Below are 19,572 nucleotides of genomic sequence, written 5' to 3' on the forward strand. Positions count from 1 at the left end.
TGAGTTGAACGAGTTTCTTATGAGCAAGCAGAAAATCAACGGCGAAGAATTGGTCAACATGGCCAAATCGGCCCTGGAAGAAGTCAAGGCCCAGGACATCCAGGTCATCGACGTGCGCGACAAGCACAGCCTGACCGACTACATGATCATCGCCACCGGTACTTCCAACCGGCAGATCAACGCGATGGCCGAGAAGGTCCGCGAGATCGTCAAGCAGCAGGGCGTGCAGCCCCTGGGCGAGGAAGGCAAGGGCGACAGCGACTGGGTCCTGCTGGACCTCAACGACGTCATCGTGCACATGATGACTGCCGCTGCGCGCCAGTTCTACGACCTCGAGCGCCTGTGGCTGGGGGCCGAGCAGAGCCGCTCCGCCGATGGCAAGCACCACAGCCCGGAGAACACCCACAGCTACGCCGAAAACCTCAAGGACCGGGGCTGAGGTCGCGCCGTGCGCCTGCGCCTGATCGCGGTCGGCTCGCGCATGCCCCGCTGGGTCGAGGACGGTTGGCATGAGTATGCCAAGCGCCTGCCCCCGGAGCTGCCGCTCGAGCTGGTGGAAATCCCGCTGAACACCCGTGGCAAGAACGCCGACGTCGCCCGTCTGATCCGCCAGGAGGGCGAGGCCATGCTGGCCAAGGTGCAGCCGGGGGAGCGCATCGTCACCCTCGAGGTCCATGGCAAGCCCTGGAGCACCGAGCAACTGGCGAGCGAGCTGGACCGCTGGCGCCTGGATGCGCGCACGGTCAACCTCATGGTGGGCGGCCCCGAGGGCCTGGCGCCGGAAGTCTGCGCGCGCAGCGAACAACGCTGGTCGCTGTCGCCGCTGACCCTGCCGCATCCGCTGGTAAGGATACTGATCGGCGAACAGATCTACCGCGCCTGGACCGTGCTGTCCGGGCACCCCTACCACAAATGAGCCTCTAAGCCCGCCCGATGTCGCAGCCGATTCGTCTCAAGGACCACGAGAAAGACGCCCGTTTGGTGCGCAACCGCGTCGTGGTCGGTGCGGTGGCGATCATGCTGCTGGTGTGCGTGCTGATCGCGCGGCTGTACTACCTGCAGGTCATCCAGTACGACTACCACTCCACCCTGTCGGAGAACAACCGGGTGCACGTGCAGCCGATCCCGCCGACCCGCGGGCTGATCTTCGACCGCAACGGGGTGATCATCGCCGACAACCGTCCCAGCTTCAGCCTGACCATGACCCGCGAGCGCGCCGGTGACTGGCACCAGGTGCTGGACACGATCGTCGAGGTCCTGGAACTGACCCCCGACGACCGCGCCCTGTTCGAGAAACGCATGAAGCAGGGGCGCCGGCCGTTCGAGCCGGTGCCGATCCTGTTCGAGCTGAACGAGGAGCAGATCGCCCGTATTGCGGTGAACCAGTTCCGCCTGCCGGGCGTGGACGTGGCCGCGCAACTGGTGCGCCATTACCCGCAGGGCGCGCATTTCGCCCACTCGGTCGGCTACGTCGGGCGGATCAACGAGAAGGAGCTCAAGGCCCTCGACCCGGTCAACTACAGCGGCACCCACCATATCGGCAAGACCGGCATCGAGCGCTTCTACGAAGACGAGCTGCACGGCCAGGTCGGCTACGAGGAGGTCGAGACCAATGCCCGCGGCCGGGTGTTGCGGGTGCTCAAGCGCACCGACCCGATCCCGGGCAAGGACATCGTCCTGAGTCTCGACATCAAGTTGCAGGAGGCTGCCGAGGCGGCCCTGGGCGGGCGTCGTGGGGCCGTGGTGGCCCTCGATCCGCGCACCGGCGAAGTGCTGGCGATGGTCAGCCAGCCGAGCTTCGACCCCAACCTGTTCGTCACCGGCATCAGCTTCAAGGCCTATGCCGAACTGCGTGACTCGATCGACCGGCCGCTGTTCAACCGTGTGTTGCGTGGCCTCTATCCGCCTGGCTCGACGATCAAACCGGCGGTGGCCATCGCCGGCCTGGACAGCGGCGTGGTCACCGCCAGCAGCCGGGTGTTCGACCCGGGCTACTACCAGTTGCCCAACTACGACCACAAGTACCGCAACTGGAACCGTAGCGGCGATGGCTGGGTCGACCTGGACACGGCGATCATGCGTTCCAACGATACCTACTTCTACGACCTGGCGCACAAGATGGGCATCGACCGCCTGTCCACCTACATGAACAAGTTCGGTATCGGTCGCCGGGTGTCGCTCGACATGTTCGAGGAGTCCTCCGGGCTGATGCCGTCCCGCGAGTGGAAGCGCGCGACCCGCCGCCAGGCCTGGTTCCCCGGCGAGACCCTGATCCTCGGCATCGGCCAGGGCTACATGCAGGCCACGCCCCTGCAACTGGCCCAGGCCACCGCGCTGATCGCCAACAAGGGCAAGTGGAACCGCCCGCACCTGGCCAAGACCATCGAAGGCAAGCCACCGGTGGACGAGAACCCGATGGAAGACATCGTCCTGCGCGACAAGTCCGACTGGGCCAAGGTCACCCACGGCATGGAGCAGGTGATGCACAACGCCCGTGGCACCGCGCGCAAAGCCGCGCTCGGTGCCCAGTACCGCATCGCCGGCAAGAGCGGCACCGCCCAGGTGGTGGCGATCAAGCAGGGCGAGAAATACGACCGCAACAAACTCCAGGAGCGTCACCGCGACCACGCTCTGTTCGTCGCCTTCGCCCCGGCCGAATCGCCGAAGATCGTGGTGGCGGTGATGGTCGAGAACGGCGAATCCGGCTCCGGCGTCGCCGCGCCAGTGGTCCGCCAGGTGATGGACGCCTGGCTGCTCGACGAGCACGGCCGGCTCAAGCCTGAATTCGCTCCCGCCACCGTCGCCCAGGAATCGGCCCCGTGAAGAACAATTTCGATCGCATGCTTTCCAGCGAGGACGTGATGCGTCGGCGCGCCAGCTTCCTGCAGCGCATCCACGTCGACGGCCCGCTGCTGGTCATCCTGCTGACCCTGGCGGCCGGCAGCCTGTTCGTCCTCTATTCGGCCAGCGGCAAGAACTGGGACCTGCTGATGAAGCAGGCCACTTCGTTCGGTATCGGCCTGGTGTCGATGTTCATCATCGCCCAGCTCGAGCCGCGCTTCATGGCGCGCTGGGTACCGCTGGCCTATGTGGGTGGGGTGCTGCTGTTGATCGTGGTGGACGTCATGGGCCACAACGCCATGGGGGCGACACGCTGGATCAATATCCCCGGGGTGATCCGCTTCCAGCCCTCGGAGTTCATGAAGATCATCATGCCGGCGACCCTCGCCTGGTACCTGTCCAAGCGCACCCTGCCGCCCGACCTCAAGCACGTGGCGATCAGCCTGGTGCTGATCGGCGTGCCGTTCATCCTCATCGTCCGCCAGCCAGACCTGGGCACGGCGCTGCTGATCCTCGCCTCGGGCGCCTTCGTGCTGTTCATGGGCGGCCTGCGCTGGCGCTGGATCATCAGCGTGGTCACCGCCGCGGTGCCGGTGGCGGTGGCCATGTGGTTCTTCGTCATGCACGACTACCAAAAGCAGCGCGTGCTGACCTTCCTCGATCCGGAGAGCGACCCGCTGGGCACCGGCTGGAACATCATCCAGTCCAAGGCGGCGATCGGCTCCGGTGGCGTGTTCGGCAAGGGCTGGCTGCTGGGCACCCAGTCGCACCTGGACTTCCTCCCGGAGAGCCATACCGACTTCATCATCGCCGTGCTCGGCGAGGAGTTCGGCTTGATCGGCATCTGCCTGCTGCTGTTGATCTACCTGCTGCTGATCGGCCGTGGCCTGGTGATCACGGCCCAGGCCCAGACCTTGTTCGGCAAGCTGCTGGCGGGCAGCCTGACCATGACCTTCTTTGTATACGTGTTCGTCAATATCGGTATGGTCAGCGGCCTTCTGCCCGTGGTGGGCGTGCCGCTGCCCTTCATCAGCTATGGCGGAACTTCGTTGGTGACGCTGCTGTCAGCGTTTGGCGTTCTGATGTCGATCCACACGCACCGCAAGTGGATCGCACAGGTTTGAATAAGGTGAAGAATTTCATGCAAGCAGTGCGTGGCTGGGCTGCCCGTTGTGTGCCGTGGATCGGCGCGGTGGGCCTGTTCGGCGCTGTCCAGCAGGCCAATGCCGGCGACTACGAAGGCTCGCCCCAGGTGGCCGAGTTCGTCGGCGAGATGACCCGCGACTATGGCTTCGCCGGTGAACAGTTGATGGATCTGTTCCGCGAGGTGCGGCGCAAGCAGTCGATCCTCGACGCGATCTCGCGGCCGGCCGAGCGGGTCAAACCGTGGAAGGAATACCGGCCGATGTTCATCAGCGATGCGCGCATCGCCCGTGGTGTGGACTTCTGGCGCCAGCACGAGGCGACCCTGGCCCGTGCCGAGCAGGAGTATGGCGTGCCGGCCCAGGTGATCGTGGCGATCATCGGCGTGGAGACCTTCTTCGGCCGCAACACCGGCAACTTCCGGGTCATCGATGCCCTCTCGACCCTGGGCTTCGACTATCCGCCACGGGCCGACTTCTTCCGCAAGGAGCTGCGCGAGTACCTGTTGCTGGCGCGTGAGGAGCAGCTCGACCCGCTCACCCTCAAGGGCTCCTACGCTGGCGCCATGGGCCTGCCGCAGTTCATGCCGAGCAGTTTCCGCAGCTACGCCGTGGATTTCGACGGCGACGGCCACATCAACATCTGGAACAACCCGGACGATGCCATCGGCAGTGTCGCCAGCTATTTCAAGCGCCATGGCTGGGTGGCCGGGGAGCCGGTGGTCAGCCGCGCCATGGTGCGCGGCGAGCGGGTCGACGAAGGCTTGACCAGCGGTATCGAGCCGGTGAAGACAGTCGGGGAGTTGCGAGCCCTGGGCTGGTCGAGTCATGATGCGCTGCGCGATGATCTGCCGGTCACGGCCTTCAGGCTCGAGGGCGACAATGGTCCGGAATATTGGATGGGCATGAAGAACTTCTATGCGATCACGCGCTACAACCGCAGCGTGATGTACGCCATGGCGGTGCATCAGCTCTCGGAACAGCTGGTTCTTGCACGGGGCGTCAAATGATGCGCGTATTCTTTTCTTTCCATTCGCTCAAGCTGCTGACCTGCGTGGCCGTCGGCCTGGTCCTGGCCAGCTGCTCCTCCAGCCGGCCCACCCAGCAGAGCGGCAATGTGGTCCGCTCGCAGCCGGGCCTGGACATCAACCGTGCCCACAAGGACGGTGCGCCCTGGTGGGACGTGGACGTGTCGAAGATCCCCGACGCGACGCCGACCGTGCACACCGGCGCGTACAAGGCCAACCCGTACACCGTCCTGGGCAAGACCTACTACCCGATCCAGGATTCGCGCAACTACCGCGCCGAAGGCATCGCCTCCTGGTACGGCACCAAGTTCCACGGCCAGAACACCGCCAACGGCGAGGTCTACGATCTCTACGGCATGAGCGCGGCGCACAAGACCCTGCCGCTGCCGGCCTACGTGCGGGTGACCAACCTGGACAACCAGCGCAGTGTGATCCTGCGGGTCAACGACCGTGGCCCGTTCTATTCGGACCGCATCATCGACCTGTCCTACGCCGCGGCCAAGAAGCTCGGCTACGCCGAGAGCGGCACCGCCCGGGTACGTGTCGAAGGCATCGACCCGCAGCAGTGGTGGGCCGCGCGCGGCCGCCCGGCACCGTTGGTGCTCAAGGAGCCGCAGGTGGCCCAGGCCCAGGCGGTCCCGGCCAGCACCGGCAAGGTCGAGCAATGGACGCCGCCACCGCAGCAGCACGCCGCGGCGGTGGTGCCGGTGCAGGTCGGCGGCGGCAGCGTACCGAACAACAACGGTGGCATGTACCTGCAGGTAGGGGCGTTCGCCAACCCGGACGCCGCCGAGCTGCTGCGTGCCAAGCTCAGCACCATGGTCAGCGCGCCGGTATTCATCAGCTCCATCGTGCGCAACCAGCAGACCCTGCACCGGGTGCGCCTGGGGCCGATCAACAGCCAGGGCGAAGTCCAGCAGATGCAGGACAGCGTGCGCCTGGCCAATCTGGGCCAGGCCAAGCTGGTAACCGCGGACTAGCCGGGGCGCACAGCTTCAAGCCACAAGCGTCGAGCCGCAAGAAAAAGCAGCTTCCACACCGATCCGCTTTTCTCTTGCAGCTTGAAGCTCGCCGCTGAAGTAGGCTGTCGGTTTTGTCATGAATCGGCGGGCGCGGCCATGTACAATGGCCGTTTTTGCCGCTGGCCAGGGAACCCTTGCCCTTGGGGCATCAGACCATTAGCGATTTACGAGAGACGGATGAACATCACCAACCTTGCCAAACGACTTTGCCTGCCTGTACTGCTGATGATCACTCCCGCTGCCTTCGCGGCGGAGCAGATGATGCCGTCGCCGCCGCAGCTGGCTGCCAAGTCCTATGTACTCATGGATGCGTCCAGCGGCAGCGTGCTGGTCGAGAACAACGGTGACGAGCGCCTGCCGCCGGCCAGCCTGACCAAGCTGATGACCGCCTACATCGCCACCCTGGACATCCGTCGCGGCCAGATCGGCGAGAACGATCCGGTGACCGTCAGCGAAAACGCCTGGCGTACCGGCGGCTCGCGCATGTTCATCAAGGTCGGCAGCCAGGTCAGCGTCAGCGACCTGCTGCATGGCATCATCATCCAGTCGGGCAACGATGCCTCCGTCGCCCTGGCCGAGCACATCGCCGGCAGCGAAGATGCCTTCGCCGACATGATGAACAAGACCGCCGCCGACCTGGGCATGACCAACAGTCACTTCATGAACCCCACCGGCCTGCCGCACCCGGAGCACTACTCCTCGGCGCACGACATGGCGGTCCTGGCCCGCGCGATCATCGACGAAGACCCGGCCCACTACGCCATCTATTCGCAGAAGGAATTCTTCTGGAACAACATCAAGCAGCCCAACCGCAACCTGCTGCTGTGGCGTGACAAGACCGTCGATGGCCTGAAGACCGGCCACACCGAGGAAGCCGGCTACTGCATGGTCGCCTCGGCCGTGCGCGACGGCCAGCGCCTGATCGCCGTGGTGTTCGGCACCAACAGCGAGCAGTCCCGTGCCGCCGAGACCCAGAAGCTGCTGACCTACGGTTTCCGCTTCTTCGAAACCCAGACCTTCTACCAGAAGGGTACCGAGCTGACCCAGGCCCCGGTCTGGAAAGGCGCCACCGGCCAGGTGAAAGCGGGCCTTGCCAACGACCTGACCCTGACCCTGCCCAAGGGCCAGCTCAAGCGCCTGCAGGCTTCCATGACCATGAACCCGCAGCTGACCGCGCCTATCGCCAAAGGTGACGTGATCGGCAAAGTGGAAGTCAAACTGGACGAGAAAGTGGTCCACAGCGCCGACCTCATCGCCCTCGACGGCGTGGAGGAAGGTGGCTTCTTCCGCCGTATGTGGGATAGCATTCGTCTATTCTTCTACGGGTTGTTCAACTGATACGTGACCTGCATGCCCCTGCGCTCGATCGCGGGGGCATTGTTGTTGCCACGGCTTGCGAGGCCGTTTCCGCCATGAGCGAACAAGAAGACGTCAAGTCGCCAAAGATCGAATTTCCCTGCCCCGACTATGCCATCAAGGTAATCGGTGACACCGTCGTCAACTTCCGGGACACCGTCATCGAGATCCTCAAGAAACACGCACAGGTCGACATGAAGAGCCTGGCCGAGCGCCAGAGCAGCAATGGCAAGTACACCACCGTGCAACTGCACATCGTCGCCACCAGCGAAGACCAGTTGCGGGATATCAACAGCGCCCTGCGTGCCACCGGCATCGTGCACATGGTGCTGTGATGTCGACGTGCCTCGGTTTTCGCGATCTCGGCCTGCAGCCCTACGAGCCGGTGCTGGAAGCCATGCGTCGCTTCACCGAGCAGCGTACCCCGCAAAGCCCTGACGAAGTCTGGCTGGTGGAGCATCCGCCAGTGTTCACCCAGGGCCAGGCCGGCAAGGCCGAGCACCTGTTGGTGCCCGGCGAGATCCCGGTGGTGCAGACCGACCGCGGCGGGCAGGTGACCTACCACGGCCCCGGGCAATTGGTGGCCTACCTGCTGCTGGATGTGCGTCGCCTGGGGTTTGGCGTGCGCGACCTGGTCAACCGCATCGAGCGGAGCCTGGTCGACCTGCTCGCCAGCTACGATGTCCAGGCCGCGGCCAAGCCCGACGCGCCTGGGGTGTATGTCGACGGGGCGAAGATCGCCTCCCTCGGCCTGCGTATTCGCAATGGTCGTTCCTTCCACGGCCTTGCCTTGAACGTGGACATGGACCTGGCGCCATTCCGCCGAATCAACCCCTGCGGGTATGCGGGGCTGGCCATGACCCAGCTGCGCGACCTGGCAGGCCCGATCGAACTCTCCGAGGTCAGGACAAGGCTGCGCGGACAGCTGGTCAGGCACCTCGACTACGCTGAGCAGACGACCCTCACGGGCGGAATCGACTGAATATGACAACTGTGCAAGAAGCCGTGCCGAACCTGATACCCACCCAGGATGTCACCCCGCGCCCCGCGCCGAAGAAGGTGGAAGCGGGCGTGAAGCTGCGTGGCGCCGAGAAGGTGGCGCGCATCCCGGTGAAGATCATCCCCACCGAAGAACTGCCGAAAAAACCCGACTGGATCCGCGTGCGCATCCCGGTATCCCCAGAGGTCGACCGGATCAAGCAACTGCTGCGCAAGCACAAGCTGCACAGCGTGTGCGAGGAAGCGTCCTGCCCGAACCTGGGCGAATGCTTCTCCGGCGGCACCGCGACCTTCATGATCATGGGTGACATCTGCACCCGTCGCTGCCCGTTCTGCGATGTCGGCCATGGCCGGCCGAAGCCGCTGGACCTCGACGAGCCGAAGAACCTGGCGATCGCCATCGCCGACCTGCGCCTGAAGTACGTGGTGATCACCTCGGTGGACCGCGACGACCTGCGTGACGGTGGTGCCCAGCACTTCGCCGACTGCATCCGCGAGATCCGTGCCCTGTCGCCCGGCATCCAGCTGGAAACCCTGGTGCCCGACTACCGTGGGCGCATGGACGTGGCCCTGGAGATCACCGCGAAGGAGCCGCCGGATGTGTTCAACCACAACCTCGAGACCGTCCCGCGCCTGTACAAGGCCGCGCGCCCGGGGTCGGACTACGACTGGTCGCTCGACCTGCTGCAGAAGTTCAAGCAGATGGTTCCGCACGTGCCGACCAAGTCCGGCATCATGCTGGGCCTGGGCGAGACCGACGACGAGGTCATCGAGGTGATGCACCGCATGCGCGAGCACGACATCGACATGCTGACCCTCGGCCAGTACCTGCAGCCGTCGCGCAACCACCTGCCGGTGCAGCGCTTCGTGCACCCGGACACCTTCGCCTGGTTCGCCGAGGAAGGTTATCGCCTGGGCTTCAAGAACGTCGCTTCTGGCCCGCTGGTGCGTTCCTCCTACCATGCCGACCAGCAGGCTCACGAAGCCAAGATCAAGCTCTGAGCGCGGCGGGAGTGACCGATGCCGATGTGGGCCGTGAGGCCGCATCGGCATTTTTGTTTTCGAGCGGCAAGCTTCAAGCTTCAAGCGACAAGCCATGAGGAGTCGTGTGATGAATTGCGTCGAGACCGTGGGATCACGGTTGCCTGTGGCCTTGCCGGGTAATGCCCGTTTCGCCATCGTCGCGCCGGCGGGGCCGGCGCGGCTGGATGCCGACAAGGCTTGCCGGTGGTTCGAGCGTCGGGGGTACCAGTGCCGGATTTATCCTGGGGTGTTGCAAGCGGATGGTTATCTGGCTGGTAGCGACGAGCAGCGCCTGCAAGACCTGCATGCTGCGTTCAGGGCGCCGGATATCGACGCCATCCTGTGCATGCGGGGTGGGTACGGCAGCATGCGGTTGCTGGATCGCCTCGATTTCGACTTGGTTCGTCGCCACCCCAAGCCGCTGGTGGGCTATAGCGACGTCACCGCGTTGCATACGGCGATCAACCGGCATGCAGGGTTGATCACCTTCCATGGCGCGATGCTCAATGCCGATTTGCTGGGTGCCAAGCTCGAGCCGACCGAGAGTTCTCTGTTCGAGCAGCTCGGTGGGCAACTGGGGGAGGGGGACGTCATCGCGCACCCGCCAGCCTATCCATTGACCTGCGTGGTGCCGGGCCGTGCCCAGGGGCGACTGGTCGGCGGCAACCTGTCGTTGCTCGGTGCGACCCTCGGCACCCTGGCGGAGGTCGACACGCAGGGTGGCATCCTGTTCATCGAGGACGTCAACGAGCCGCTGTATCGGGTCGACCGCCTGCTTACCCAACTGCGTCTGGCGGGGAAGCTGGAGGGCGTGCGGGGTGTGCTGGTGGGGGATTTCGCCGGGATCACGGTGGCGGCGATGGCACCGCTGCTGAAGGGTATCTTCGGGCCCTTGGGCGTGCCCGTGCTGGCCGGGTGGCGCAGTGGGCATTGTGACCCGAACCTGTGCCTGCCGCTGGGGGCCAGGGTGAGGCTGGACAGTGCGCAGCACAGGCTGGTGTTGGAGCAAGCGCTGTTCGAGTGTTGAGCGCAGCTTTGTCGCGCTTGGGGCCGCTTCGCGCGGCCCCTGCTGCATCAGCGACGGCGCAGGCTGTCCAGCAGCTTGTGCGTCGGATACCCGTCCGCCGGCCAGCCCAGCGTCTGCTGGGCATTGCGAATGGCCTTGCGAGTGTTGGCGCCGATGATGCCATCGGCATTGCCAGCCTCATGCCCGTTGGCATTGAGCAGCTTCTGCAACTCGATACGCTCGCTACGGCTCAGGGGCAGGTCTTGCTTGGGCCAGTTGCCGGCGATGAAGCCCCAGCCCGAGAAGCGATCGCCCAACAGGCTGACCGCCAGGGCATAGGACGAGGAATTGTTGTACCTGAGGATCGCGCGGAAGTTGTCCAGCACCAGGAACGCCGGGCCTCGGGCACCGGCGGGCAGCAGCAGGGCAGCGGAGAGCTGGTCGCTGCCGGCGGGCAGGCGGGTGCCCAAGGGCAGTTTCACGCCCAGTTGCAGCCATTCGCTGACACTCTTGCGCTGGGCGCCATCGGCCAGCCAGTAATCGAAGCCCGCAGGTACCTGGACCTCGAAGCCCCAAGGCTGGCCACGCTTCCAGCCGGAGCTTTGCAGGTAGTGCGCGGTCGAGGCGAGGGCGTCGGCGGTGCTGTTCCAGATGTCGCGGCGACCATCGCCGTCGAAGTCCACCGCATGGGTGTTGTAGGTGGTCGGGATGAACTGGGTCTGGCCCATGGCGCCGGCCCATGAGCCACGCATGGCCTCTGGCTGGATATCGCCGTTCTGCAGGATCTGCAGGGCGGCGATCAACTGGTCCTGGGCGAACTGTGGGCGGCGGCCTTCATAGGCCAGGGTGGCCAGGGAGCGGATCACCGACTTGTTGCCCTGGAACTGGCCGAAGTTGCTTTCCATGCCCCAGACCGCAACCAGTACCTGGCGGTCCACGCCATAGCGCTGCTCGATGCGCGACAGCAGGTCGGCGTGCTGCTCGAGCAGCCGCTTGCCGTTGCGCACGCGCAGTGGCGACAGTGCGCCCTCCAGGTATTCCCAGACCGGCCGGGTGAATTCCGGCTGGCTGCGGTCGGCCTTGACCACGTCCATGTCTGGCGTGACGCCGAGGAAGGCGCGATCGAAGGTGCTGGCGCGGATACCGGCCTGCAGGGCTTGCTGGCGGAAGCCGGCCTGCCATTGGGCGAAGGTCTGCAGGGGTTGGATTTCGGTGCTGAGGTCAGGCGTGGTGCCGGGCAGGCTCACGGCGGGAGCGGGCTGGGCAGGCGCCAGCGGCAGGGCGTCGGCGGCGGTGGGCTTTTCCGCGCAGGCGACAAGCAGGATGAAGCTGGAGACCGCGATCAGCTGGCGATGGGGCCAGCGAAGGGAAAGACGGAGGGACATGCACAGATCCAGAATTGCAGTTCAGGTGCCGACCATACCATGCCTGGGCATTTCCTGCCTTCATGCGGCCAAAAAGCAAGAAGCCTCCCAATCTCTCGATTGGAAGGCTTCGCGGCGGTAGCTGCCCTTGCCCTTGTTCGGTCGTTCCTGGCGGCAGCGGAACAGTGGTTGGGCGACGATGGACTTGGCCTTGTTCGGGCCGTGTTTCTTCGGCTTCTTGCTCATGGTGGCATCCCGGTGGGTGGACTTCGGGGGCACTCTAAGGCGATGTGGGGGCGGGGGCCAATTGATTGTGTTTATGGTCGGATAGCGGCCCACGACCCTGTGGGAGCAGGCTTGCCCGCGAATGGCTCACTCAGGCGGCAAGGTCAGCCGCTGCCCGGCCATCAGCAGCGACAACCGCGCCAGGCTAGTCCACGGCGAGCCCTCGGCCTGGCCCTTGATCTGCGCATCGATCCTTTGGGCATCCTGCAGCAATTGCGTCCAACGTTGCGCCGAGAGGCGTTGCAGGGCCTTGCTCACCAGCGGTCGGCGCTTGTCCCAGACCGGTGGGCGGGCCTGGCTGAACGCCTTGTCCAGCGGTACGCCCTGGCTGAACTGTTGGGCCAGGCCCGCCAGTTGGCGCAACTCGCGGGCCAGGGCCCAGAGGATGACCGGCGGCTCGACGCCTTCGCCGCGCAAACCTTCGAGCATGCGCAGGGCATGGGCCGCTTCGCCGTTGAGGATGGCATCGACCAGCCCGAAGACATCGAAGCGAGCGCTGTCGGCGACAGCGGCCTGGACGGTTTCCACGGTGATCTGGTTGCCTTCGGCCAGCAGCTTGAGCTTCTCGATCTCCTGGGCGGCAGCCAGCAGGTTGCCTTCGACCCGTGCGGCGATCAGGTCGACCGCGTCACGCTGGGCAGACAAGCCGGCCTGCGCCAGGCGCTGGTTGATCCACTGGGGTAGCTGCTGGGCGTCCACCGGCCAGATCTGGATGAACTGGCAATGCTCGCCCTCGATCAGCGCCTTGCCCCACTTGGTCTTCTGCGCACTGCCATCGAGCTTGGGCAGGCTGACCAGCAGCAGGGTGTCCTCGGCGGGGTTGGCGCAGTACTCCATCAGCGCGGCGGCACCCTTGTCGCCGGGCTTGCCTGAGGGCAAACGCAGCTCCAGCAGGCGCCGCTGGGCGAACAGCGACAGGCTGGCTCCGGCCTGGAGCAGGCTGCCCCAGTCGAAGTTGGCATCGGCACTGAAGACCTGGCGCTCGTCGAAACCCTGCTGGCGTGCAGCCGTGCGGATGGCATCGGCGGCCTCCTGGCAGAGCAGCGGGTCATCGCCGCTGACCACGTAGACCGGGGCCAGGTTGCCTTGCAGGTGTTTGTTGAGCTGGGCGGGGGAGAGCTTCATGGGAATAGGCGAGGCACCCGCAGGTGCCTCGTGCAGGCTCAGTTGCCCGGTACTTCCAGGGGCGACTGCTGCGGCGTCTCGTCCTGCAGGCGACGCGCCGCCTCCAGGGCCTCGGCTTCGGCCTTGGCACGCTCGTCGGCGTCACGCTGCAGCTCGTCCAGTTGGGCCGGCGTCAGCATTTGCAGGCGAACCACCATGCCCTGGACCAGGTCGCGGCGCATTTCTTCACGTGCCTGGGCGCCTTCCTGGTCGGAGCCGGTGATGTTGTCGCCGTCGTGTACGTAGATCTTGCGGGCTTCCAGCTTGTCGCTGAGCAGCTGGGTGTCGTTCAGGCCCAGGATGCTGTAGCTGAGCACGGTGGTGAGTTCGTATTCGGCCGAACGGCTGCCGCCGCTGTAGGTGGCGGCACGCTGGGTTTCCCGTTCGTCGGTCAGCACCAGGCGGTAGGGGGCGCCGGCGTGCACGTTGACGCCGCTGCGCTGCAGTACCTGGCGCAACTGGGTCACGGTGTCGCCGTAGGCGTTGCGGGCGCTGACGTCCAGCTCCTTGATGGCCAGTTCGGTGGTGCCGGTGCCGCGCAGCTGGAAACCACAGGCGCTGAGCACGATGGCCAGGCCCATTACCAGCAGATTGCGTTTGATCATGTTGTAGCTCCCTCGTGGGCCTGTTCCGCCCGCCCACGGCACGCGTGGGCGGGCGTTGCCATCAATTGGCGACGATGTTGACCAGTTTGCCCGGTACCACGATGACCTTGCGGATGGTCAGGCCATCGGTGAAACGCAGGACGTTCTCGTTGTTGCGAGCGGCCGCCTCGATCTCCTCGCGGCTGGCCGAGGCGGGCATTTCCACCTGGCCACGCAGCTTGCCATTGACCTGCACCACCAGGGTGATGCTGTCCTGCACCAGGGCGCTTTCGTCGACGGCCGGCCATGGCGCGTCGATCACCGCCTGGTCGTGACCCAGGTGCTGCCACAGCGCATGGCTGATGTGCGGGGTGATCGGGGCCAGCAGCAGGGTCACGGCCTCCAGGCCTTCCTGCAGCAGCGCACGGTCCTGAGCGGTGGCCTGCGGGGCCTTCTCCAGCACGTTCATCACGGTCATCACCTGGGCGATGGCGGTGTTGAACTTGTGGAACTGGCCCACGTCGGTGCTGGCCTGCTTGATCGCGGTGTGGATGGCACGGCGGATCGTCTTCTGGGCGTCGTCCAGCGCGGCGACATCCAGCGTGCCCGGCAGGCCCTGGGCCACATGGGCCTGGGCCAGGCGCCAGACACGACGCAGGAAGCGGCTGGCGCCCTCGACACCGGAGTCGGACCATTCCAGGCTCATGTCGGGCGGCGAGGCGAACATCATGAACAGGCGGCAGGTGTCGGCGCCATAGGCGTCGATCATCGCTTGCGGGTCGACGCCGTTGTTCTTCGACTTGGACATCTTCTCGGTGCCGCCGATCTCCACCGGCAGGCCGTCGGTCTTCAGGCGGGCGCCGGTGACCTTGGCCTTGGCGTCGCGCTCGACCTCGACATCGGCCGGGTTGAACCAGTCCTTGCCGCCGTTGCTGGCGGTGCGGTAGTAGGTCTCGGCGACCACCATGCCCTGGGTCAGCAGGTTCTTGAACGGTTCGTTGGAGGTGACCAGGCCTTCGTCGCGCATCAGCTTGTGGAAGAAGCGCGCGTACAGCAGGTGCAGGATGGCGTGCTCGATGCCGCCGATGTACTGGTCCACCGGCAGCCAGTGGTTGGCGGCCTTCGGATCGACCATGCCGCCCTCGTAGTTCGGCGAGGCGTAGCGGGCAAAGTACCAGGACGACTCGACGAAGGTGTCCATGGTGTCGGTTTCACGCTTGGCCGCGGCGCCACATTTCGGGCAACTGCATGCGTAGAACTCGGGCATGCGCGCCAGCGGCGAGCCGGCGCCGTCCGGCACCACGTCTTCGGGCAGCACCACCGGCAACTGGTCTTCCGGCACCGGTACGTCGCCACAGGACGGGCAGTGGATGATCGGGATCGGGCAGCCCCAGTAGCGCTGGCGGCTGATGCCCCAGTCGCGCAGGCGGAACTGGGTACGCGACTGGCCCAGCGCCTTGCGGATCAGTGCAGCCTCGATGGCGTCGAAGGCGCCCTGGAAGTCCAGGCCATCGAACTCGCCGGAGTTGATCAACTGGCCATGTTCGGCATAGGCGGCCTGCCATTGGCTACCGACCTCGTCGCCGGCGCTGGTACGCACCACGGCCTTGATCGGCAGGTGGTACTTGTGGGCGAATTCGAAGTCGCGCTCGTCGTGGGCCGGCACGGCCATCACGGCGCCGTCACCGTAGTGCATCAGCACGTAGTTGGCGACCCACACCGGCAGTTTTTCGCCGGTCAGCGGGTGCTCGACGAACAGGGAAGTGGGCATGCCCTTCTTCTCCTGGGTGGCCATGTCGGCCTCGGCGACGCTGCCGCTCTTGCATTCGTCGATGAACGCCTGCAGCGCCGCATCGCCCTGGGCGGCCTGGGTGGCCAGGGGGTGCTCGGCGGCTACGGCGACGTAGGTCGCGCCCATCAGGGTGTCCGGACGGGTGGTGAAGACCTTGAGGGCGCCGGCGTGGCCGATGCTCGCCTGGTCATAGGGGAACTGCACTTCCATGCCACGCGACTTGCCGATCCAGTTGCGCTGCATGGTCTTGACCTGCTCCGGCCAGCCCGGCAGCTCGTCGAGGCTTTCCAGCAGCTCGTCGGCGTAGTCGGTGATGCGGAAGTAGTACATCGGGATCTCGCGCTTCTCGATCAGCGCGCCCGAACGCCAGCCACGGCCGTCGATGACCTGCTCGTTGGCCAGTACGGTCTGGTCGACCGGGTCCCAGTTGACGGTACCGTTCTTGCGGTAGATGACGCCTTTCTCGAACAGCCGGGTGAACAGCCATTGCTCCCAGCGGTAGTAATCCGGCTTGCAGGTGGTGACTTCGCGCGACCAGTCGATCGCCAGGCCCAGGCTCTTGAGCTGGGACTTCATGTAGTCGATGTTCTCGTAGGTCCACTTGGCCGGGGCGACGTTGTTCTTCATCGCGGCGTTTTCCGCCGGCATGCCGAAGGCGTCCCAGCCCATCGGCTGCAGGACGTTCTTGCCCAGCATGCGCTGGTAGCGGGCGATCACGTCGCCGATGGTGTAGTTGCGCACGTGGCCCATGTGTAGCTTGCCGCTCGGGTACGGGAACATCGACAGGCAGTAGTAGGTATCCTTGCCTGGCTGTTCGGTGACAGCGAACGATTGTTGCTCGTCCCAGAACGTCTGGGCGGCGGCTTCTATATCACGGGGCGTGTATTGTTCGTGCATGGCTACTTTGTGCTGAGAGAGAAGAGACCTTGTTTCCAGGCAGCGGAACCTCGCTGCGTCCGGCACTCCGGTGTCGATAGAGTGAACGCCGTAGCATACATGAGCGCCGCGCGTCCTGGGAAACCCTGATTGCGAATGTCCACTGGTCGCAGCGCTCGGCTGCTTTTCGCAGCGACGCTAAGCTCATCTGTGGGGGGAGATATTCTTATCTTCAATGAGGTGAACGGATGGGAGAGTCGCAGCTACCCGCAATCAAACCGGAGCTTTACGAACGCCTGATCGACCGTCTGGGCCTGGCGCTGGAAGTTGCCAGGACGTCGGTACGATTGCGCGACGAGATGCCAGCCGAACTGGAATTGCGTGGCCTGAGCCACGCCGAGTTCGAAGTGATCAAGGCCTACCTGGACACCCTCCCGGAGAGCCGTTTCGCCAGCGCCGGTGCCTACCAGCAACCGGAGCCTTCCTCGGCGAAGATCGTCTGGCTCAAGGACAAGAAACGCCCCGCCACCACGGCGAGATCCCGGACGCTGCGACATCGCTAGCCGTTCAGGATTCCAGGCGCAGGCCATCGTGCGCCGGTTCTATCAATCTCTGTCTTGTCGGCGCCGGCGCGCACTTGTTGCCCGGCGTCGATCCTCTTAGGCTGCACGCCTTCCAAGGAGGTGTGCCCGATGCCGATTCGCTTTTTCATCAAACAATGGCTGCTGCCGCCTGGCCTGCTGTTTCTGTCGCTGCTGCTCGCCTGGTGGCTGCGCAAGCGCTATCCGGGCCTGGCCGCGGTCGGTTTCGTGGTCGGGCTGGGCGGCCTGTGGCTGATGAGCCTGCCGCTGGTGGTGGAGCAGCTCGCGCGGCAGCTGGAAACCGAACCGCCCCTGGCGCAGGCCGACTGGGCGACGCTGGCGGACAGGGCCGATGCCATCGTGGTGCTCGGTGCCGGGCGCGAACGCGGGGACCCTGCCTGGGGCGGCGAGGACCAGCCATCGGCGCTGGCCCTGGAACGCATGCGCTATGCCGCGGCCTTGACCAAGGCCTCGGGCCTGTCGGTGCTGATCAGCGGCGGGTTGCACTACGGCACGCCGCCGAGCGAGGCGCAGTTGATGACTGATCGCCTGCGCGAGGATTTCGCGGTGCAGGTGAGGTGGAAGGAGGAGGCCAGCCGCACCACCTGGGAGAACGCCCAGCTCAGCGCCGAGCTCCTGCTGCCCAAGGGCGTCCGGCGGGTCGTGGTGGTCACCCATGCCTGGCACATGCAGCGAGCGCGCTGGTGCTTCGAGCAAGCCGGCTTCGAGGTGGTGCCGGCGCCGATGGGGTTCCTGGGCAGGGATACTGGGCAGCCGTTCGGCGGATGGCTGCCGGAGAGCCGGGCGCTGTGGCAGAGCGGGCAGTTGCTCAATGAAGTGGCGGGGTTGATCGGGTATCGGCTCTTTTATCGAGACGGTCGGAGCTGACGGAGGCCCCTGGGGGAGTGGGGCTTTTCCCATGCCGTGCGATTAAGCGGCATTGGGGCGGCCTTGCAGCCCATCGCCGGCAAGCCGGCGATGGTTTTGCTACACGGTCTTGGCGATACGGCTGGCCAGCAATGCCCAGCCCAGCAGCAGGGCACAGACGATCGCCAGCGGCCAGGAGCGCCATTGCAGGTACGGGGTGAGCTGCTGCATCGGCACCACCTCGCCGTACAGGATCGCCTGCTGGAACTGCGGGACCTGCGCGGTGATCCTGCCGAACGGGTCGATCAGTGCGGTGACGCCGTTGTTGGTGGCGCGGATCATCCAGCGGCCGGCCTCCAAGGCACGCATCTGGGCCATCTGCAGGTGCTGCAGGGGGCCGATCGACTTGCCGAACCAGGTGTCGTTGCTGATGGTCAGCAGCAGGTCGCTGCGGGCCGCCAGGCTTGCCGCGAACTCGGGATAGACCACCTCGTAGCAGATGTAGGGTGCGATCTGGTAGCCCTTGGCATGCAACAGCGACTGGTTCGCAGGGCCACGGGCGAAGTCCGACATGGGCAGGTCGAAGAACTCGATCAGCCCACGCAGCATGTCCTGCAGGGGCACGTATTCGCCGAACGGCACCAGCTTCTGCTTGAGGTAGGTGCCGTCGCCTTCTCCGGCCACGGTGATGCCGTTGTAGTAGCGACGTTGCTGGTCCACCACTTCACGCACCGGCACGCCGGTGATCAGCGCCGAATGTCGCTTGGCGGCGAAGCCACCCATCATGCCGATATAGCCCTGGGCCTGATCCTTGAGCACCGGCACCGCGGTTTCTGGCCAGACCAGCAGGTCGACCGGCTTGGAGCTGAAGCTCATGTCGCGGTACAGGGCCAGTTGCGCATTGATGTGCGCCGGGTCCCACTTCAGGTCCTGCTCGACGTTGCCCTGCACGGCGGCGACCGTCAGCGGCTCGCCCGCAGGCTTGGTCCAGGCGTGGCCCTTGAGTGCCAGGCCGAGGATCCATGGGGCGACCAGCAGCACGCCGCCCACCGCCAGGAACGAAGGGCGGGCCCGCAGGCGATGCAGGTTGCACAGCAGTGCGGCGCTCAGCGCCAGGACGAAGGAAATCAGCCAGACACCGCCGAGCGGCGCCAGGCCCGCCAGCGGGCCGTCGAGCTGGCTGTAGCCGGCGTAGAGCCAGGGGAAACCGGTGAGGAACCAGCCGCGGAACGCCTCCTGCAACAGCCACAGGGCAGCGAAGCACAGGGCATCGGCCAGGGGCGCTTCGTTACGCCTCAGCCAGCGTGCCCACAGCCAGGCAGGCAGCGCGAAGAACCAGGCCAGGGCCGCGAAGAACGCCAGCAGCAGCAGCGTCGCCAGCGATGGCGAGGCGCCCCCGTAGGTGTTCATGCTGACGTAGATCCACCAGGTGCCGGCGCCGTAGAGGCCGAAGCCGAAGCACCAGCCGCGCCACATGGCCTGGCGTGGGCTGAGCTCGCGCAGGCCGGCGTAGAACAGGACGATGGACAGCAGGGCCAGCGGCCAGATATCGAACGGCGACAGGGCCAGCAGGGTGGAAGCGCCGGCCGCCATGGCCAGCAGGTTACCGGGCCAGCCGGGGCGGGTGATCCAGCGCATGGTG

The 19,572-nt window shown here is 65.6% G+C and carries 19 protein-coding genes; 13 read left to right on the forward strand and 6 right to left on the reverse strand.

Features of this window, described 5'->3' with window-relative positions; translation table 11 throughout:
• The first annotated feature begins 19 nt into the window (after positions 1-19).
• From rsfS to NJF35_RS20285, 11 genes are all read left to right on the forward strand, one after another.
• Positions 20-439, forward strand: a complete 420-nt coding sequence (rsfS, locus tag NJF35_RS20235; protein WP_225788700.1) for a ribosome silencing factor — start codon at positions 20-22, stop codon at positions 437-439.
• Positions 440-448: 9 nt separating this feature from the next.
• Entirely contained in the window at positions 449-916 is a 468-nt protein-coding gene (gene rlmH / locus NJF35_RS20240; protein ID WP_225788699.1) for a 23S rRNA (pseudouridine(1915)-N(3))-methyltransferase RlmH, read from the forward strand.
• Between the two features lie 17 nt (positions 917-933).
• On the forward strand, positions 934-2,823 hold the full coding sequence (gene mrdA, locus NJF35_RS20245; RefSeq protein WP_225788698.1) for a penicillin-binding protein 2: 1,890 nt from the start codon (positions 934-936) through the stop codon (positions 2,821-2,823).
• A gap of 38 nt (positions 2,824-2,861) precedes the next feature.
• Positions 2,862-3,965 (forward strand): rod shape-determining protein RodA, encoded by a 1,104-nt coding sequence (gene rodA / locus NJF35_RS20250; protein WP_225788822.1) that lies wholly within the window; start codon positions 2,862-2,864, stop codon positions 3,963-3,965.
• 17 nt (positions 3,966-3,982) lie between these two features.
• Entirely contained in the window at positions 3,983-4,993 is a 1,011-nt protein-coding gene (gene mltB / locus NJF35_RS20255) for a lytic murein transglycosylase B (protein ID WP_225788697.1), read from the forward strand.
• Complete coding sequence (locus NJF35_RS20260; RefSeq protein WP_225788821.1) at positions 4,993-5,991, forward strand: septal ring lytic transglycosylase RlpA family protein; 999 nt, start codon at positions 4,993-4,995, stop codon at positions 5,989-5,991. Before mltB ends, NJF35_RS20260 begins: the two co-directional genes overlap by 1 nt.
• A 219-nt stretch (positions 5,992-6,210) precedes the next feature.
• The gene (locus NJF35_RS20265; protein WP_225788696.1) at positions 6,211-7,371 is read left to right on the forward strand and encodes a D-alanyl-D-alanine carboxypeptidase family protein; all 1,161 of its coding nucleotides are present in this window, start codon (positions 6,211-6,213) and stop codon (positions 7,369-7,371) included.
• A 74-nt stretch (positions 7,372-7,445) separates the two neighbouring features.
• A complete protein-coding gene (locus NJF35_RS20270; protein ID WP_225788695.1) occupies positions 7,446-7,724 on the forward strand; it encodes a DUF493 domain-containing protein in 279 nt (92 codons plus the stop codon).
• On the forward strand, positions 7,724-8,371 hold the full coding sequence (gene lipB / locus NJF35_RS20275) for a lipoyl(octanoyl) transferase LipB (RefSeq protein ID WP_225788694.1): 648 nt from the start codon (positions 7,724-7,726) through the stop codon (positions 8,369-8,371). Before NJF35_RS20270 ends, lipB begins: the two co-directional genes overlap by 1 nt.
• 2 nt (positions 8,372-8,373) lie before the next feature.
• On the forward strand, positions 8,374-9,390 hold the full coding sequence (gene lipA / locus NJF35_RS20280) for a lipoyl synthase (RefSeq protein WP_225788693.1): 1,017 nt from the start codon (positions 8,374-8,376) through the stop codon (positions 9,388-9,390).
• Positions 9,391-9,499: 109 nt separating this feature from the next.
• Positions 9,500-10,438 carry an LD-carboxypeptidase gene (locus NJF35_RS20285; protein WP_225788692.1) on the forward strand — a complete coding sequence of 313 codons (939 nt, stop codon included), beginning with the start codon at positions 9,500-9,502 and terminating at the stop codon, positions 10,436-10,438.
• Between the two features lie 47 nt (positions 10,439-10,485).
• On the opposite strand, the gene NJF35_RS20290 is transcribed toward NJF35_RS20285, so the two are convergent.
• From NJF35_RS20290 to leuS, 5 genes are all read right to left on the reverse strand, one after another.
• Positions 10,486-11,802 (reverse strand): lytic murein transglycosylase, encoded by a 1,317-nt coding sequence (locus NJF35_RS20290; protein WP_225788691.1) that lies wholly within the window; start codon positions 11,800-11,802, stop codon positions 10,486-10,488.
• 60 nt (positions 11,803-11,862) lie between these two features.
• A complete protein-coding gene (gene arfA / locus NJF35_RS20295) occupies positions 11,863-12,027 on the reverse strand; it encodes an alternative ribosome rescue factor ArfA (protein WP_196146209.1) in 165 nt (54 codons plus the stop codon).
• 126 nt (positions 12,028-12,153) lie between these two features.
• Complete coding sequence (gene holA / locus NJF35_RS20300; RefSeq protein ID WP_253091416.1) at positions 12,154-13,191, reverse strand: DNA polymerase III subunit delta; 1,038 nt, start codon at positions 13,189-13,191, stop codon at positions 12,154-12,156.
• 38 nt (positions 13,192-13,229) lie between these two features.
• Positions 13,230-13,835 (reverse strand): LPS assembly lipoprotein LptE, encoded by a 606-nt coding sequence (lptE, locus tag NJF35_RS20305; RefSeq protein ID WP_225788689.1) that lies wholly within the window; start codon positions 13,833-13,835, stop codon positions 13,230-13,232.
• A 61-nt stretch (positions 13,836-13,896) separates the two neighbouring features.
• Positions 13,897-16,503, reverse strand: a complete 2,607-nt coding sequence (gene leuS, locus NJF35_RS20310; protein ID WP_253091417.1) for a leucine--tRNA ligase — start codon at positions 16,501-16,503, stop codon at positions 13,897-13,899.
• Positions 16,504-16,730: 227 nt separating this feature from the next.
• Here leuS and NJF35_RS20315 point away from each other — a divergent pair, with 227 nt between their 5' ends.
• Entirely contained in the window at positions 16,731-17,045 is a 315-nt protein-coding gene (locus NJF35_RS20315) for a hypothetical protein (RefSeq protein ID WP_225788687.1), read from the forward strand.
• 129 nt (positions 17,046-17,174) lie between these two features.
• Positions 17,175-17,951 (forward strand): YdcF family protein, encoded by a 777-nt coding sequence (locus NJF35_RS20320; RefSeq protein WP_253079878.1) that lies wholly within the window; start codon positions 17,175-17,177, stop codon positions 17,949-17,951.
• A 99-nt stretch (positions 17,952-18,050) separates the two neighbouring features.
• Here the strand turns inward: NJF35_RS20320 and lnt are convergent, their stop codons facing one another.
• On the reverse strand, positions 18,051-19,568 hold the full coding sequence (lnt, locus tag NJF35_RS20325; protein ID WP_253079877.1) for an apolipoprotein N-acyltransferase: 1,518 nt from the start codon (positions 19,566-19,568) through the stop codon (positions 18,051-18,053).
• Positions 19,569-19,572: the final 4 nt, after the last annotated feature.

The sequence above is a fragment of the Pseudomonas guariconensis genome (assembly GCF_024127895.1).
Classification (GTDB): Bacteria; Pseudomonadota; Gammaproteobacteria; order Pseudomonadales; family Pseudomonadaceae; genus Aquipseudomonas; species Aquipseudomonas guariconensis_B.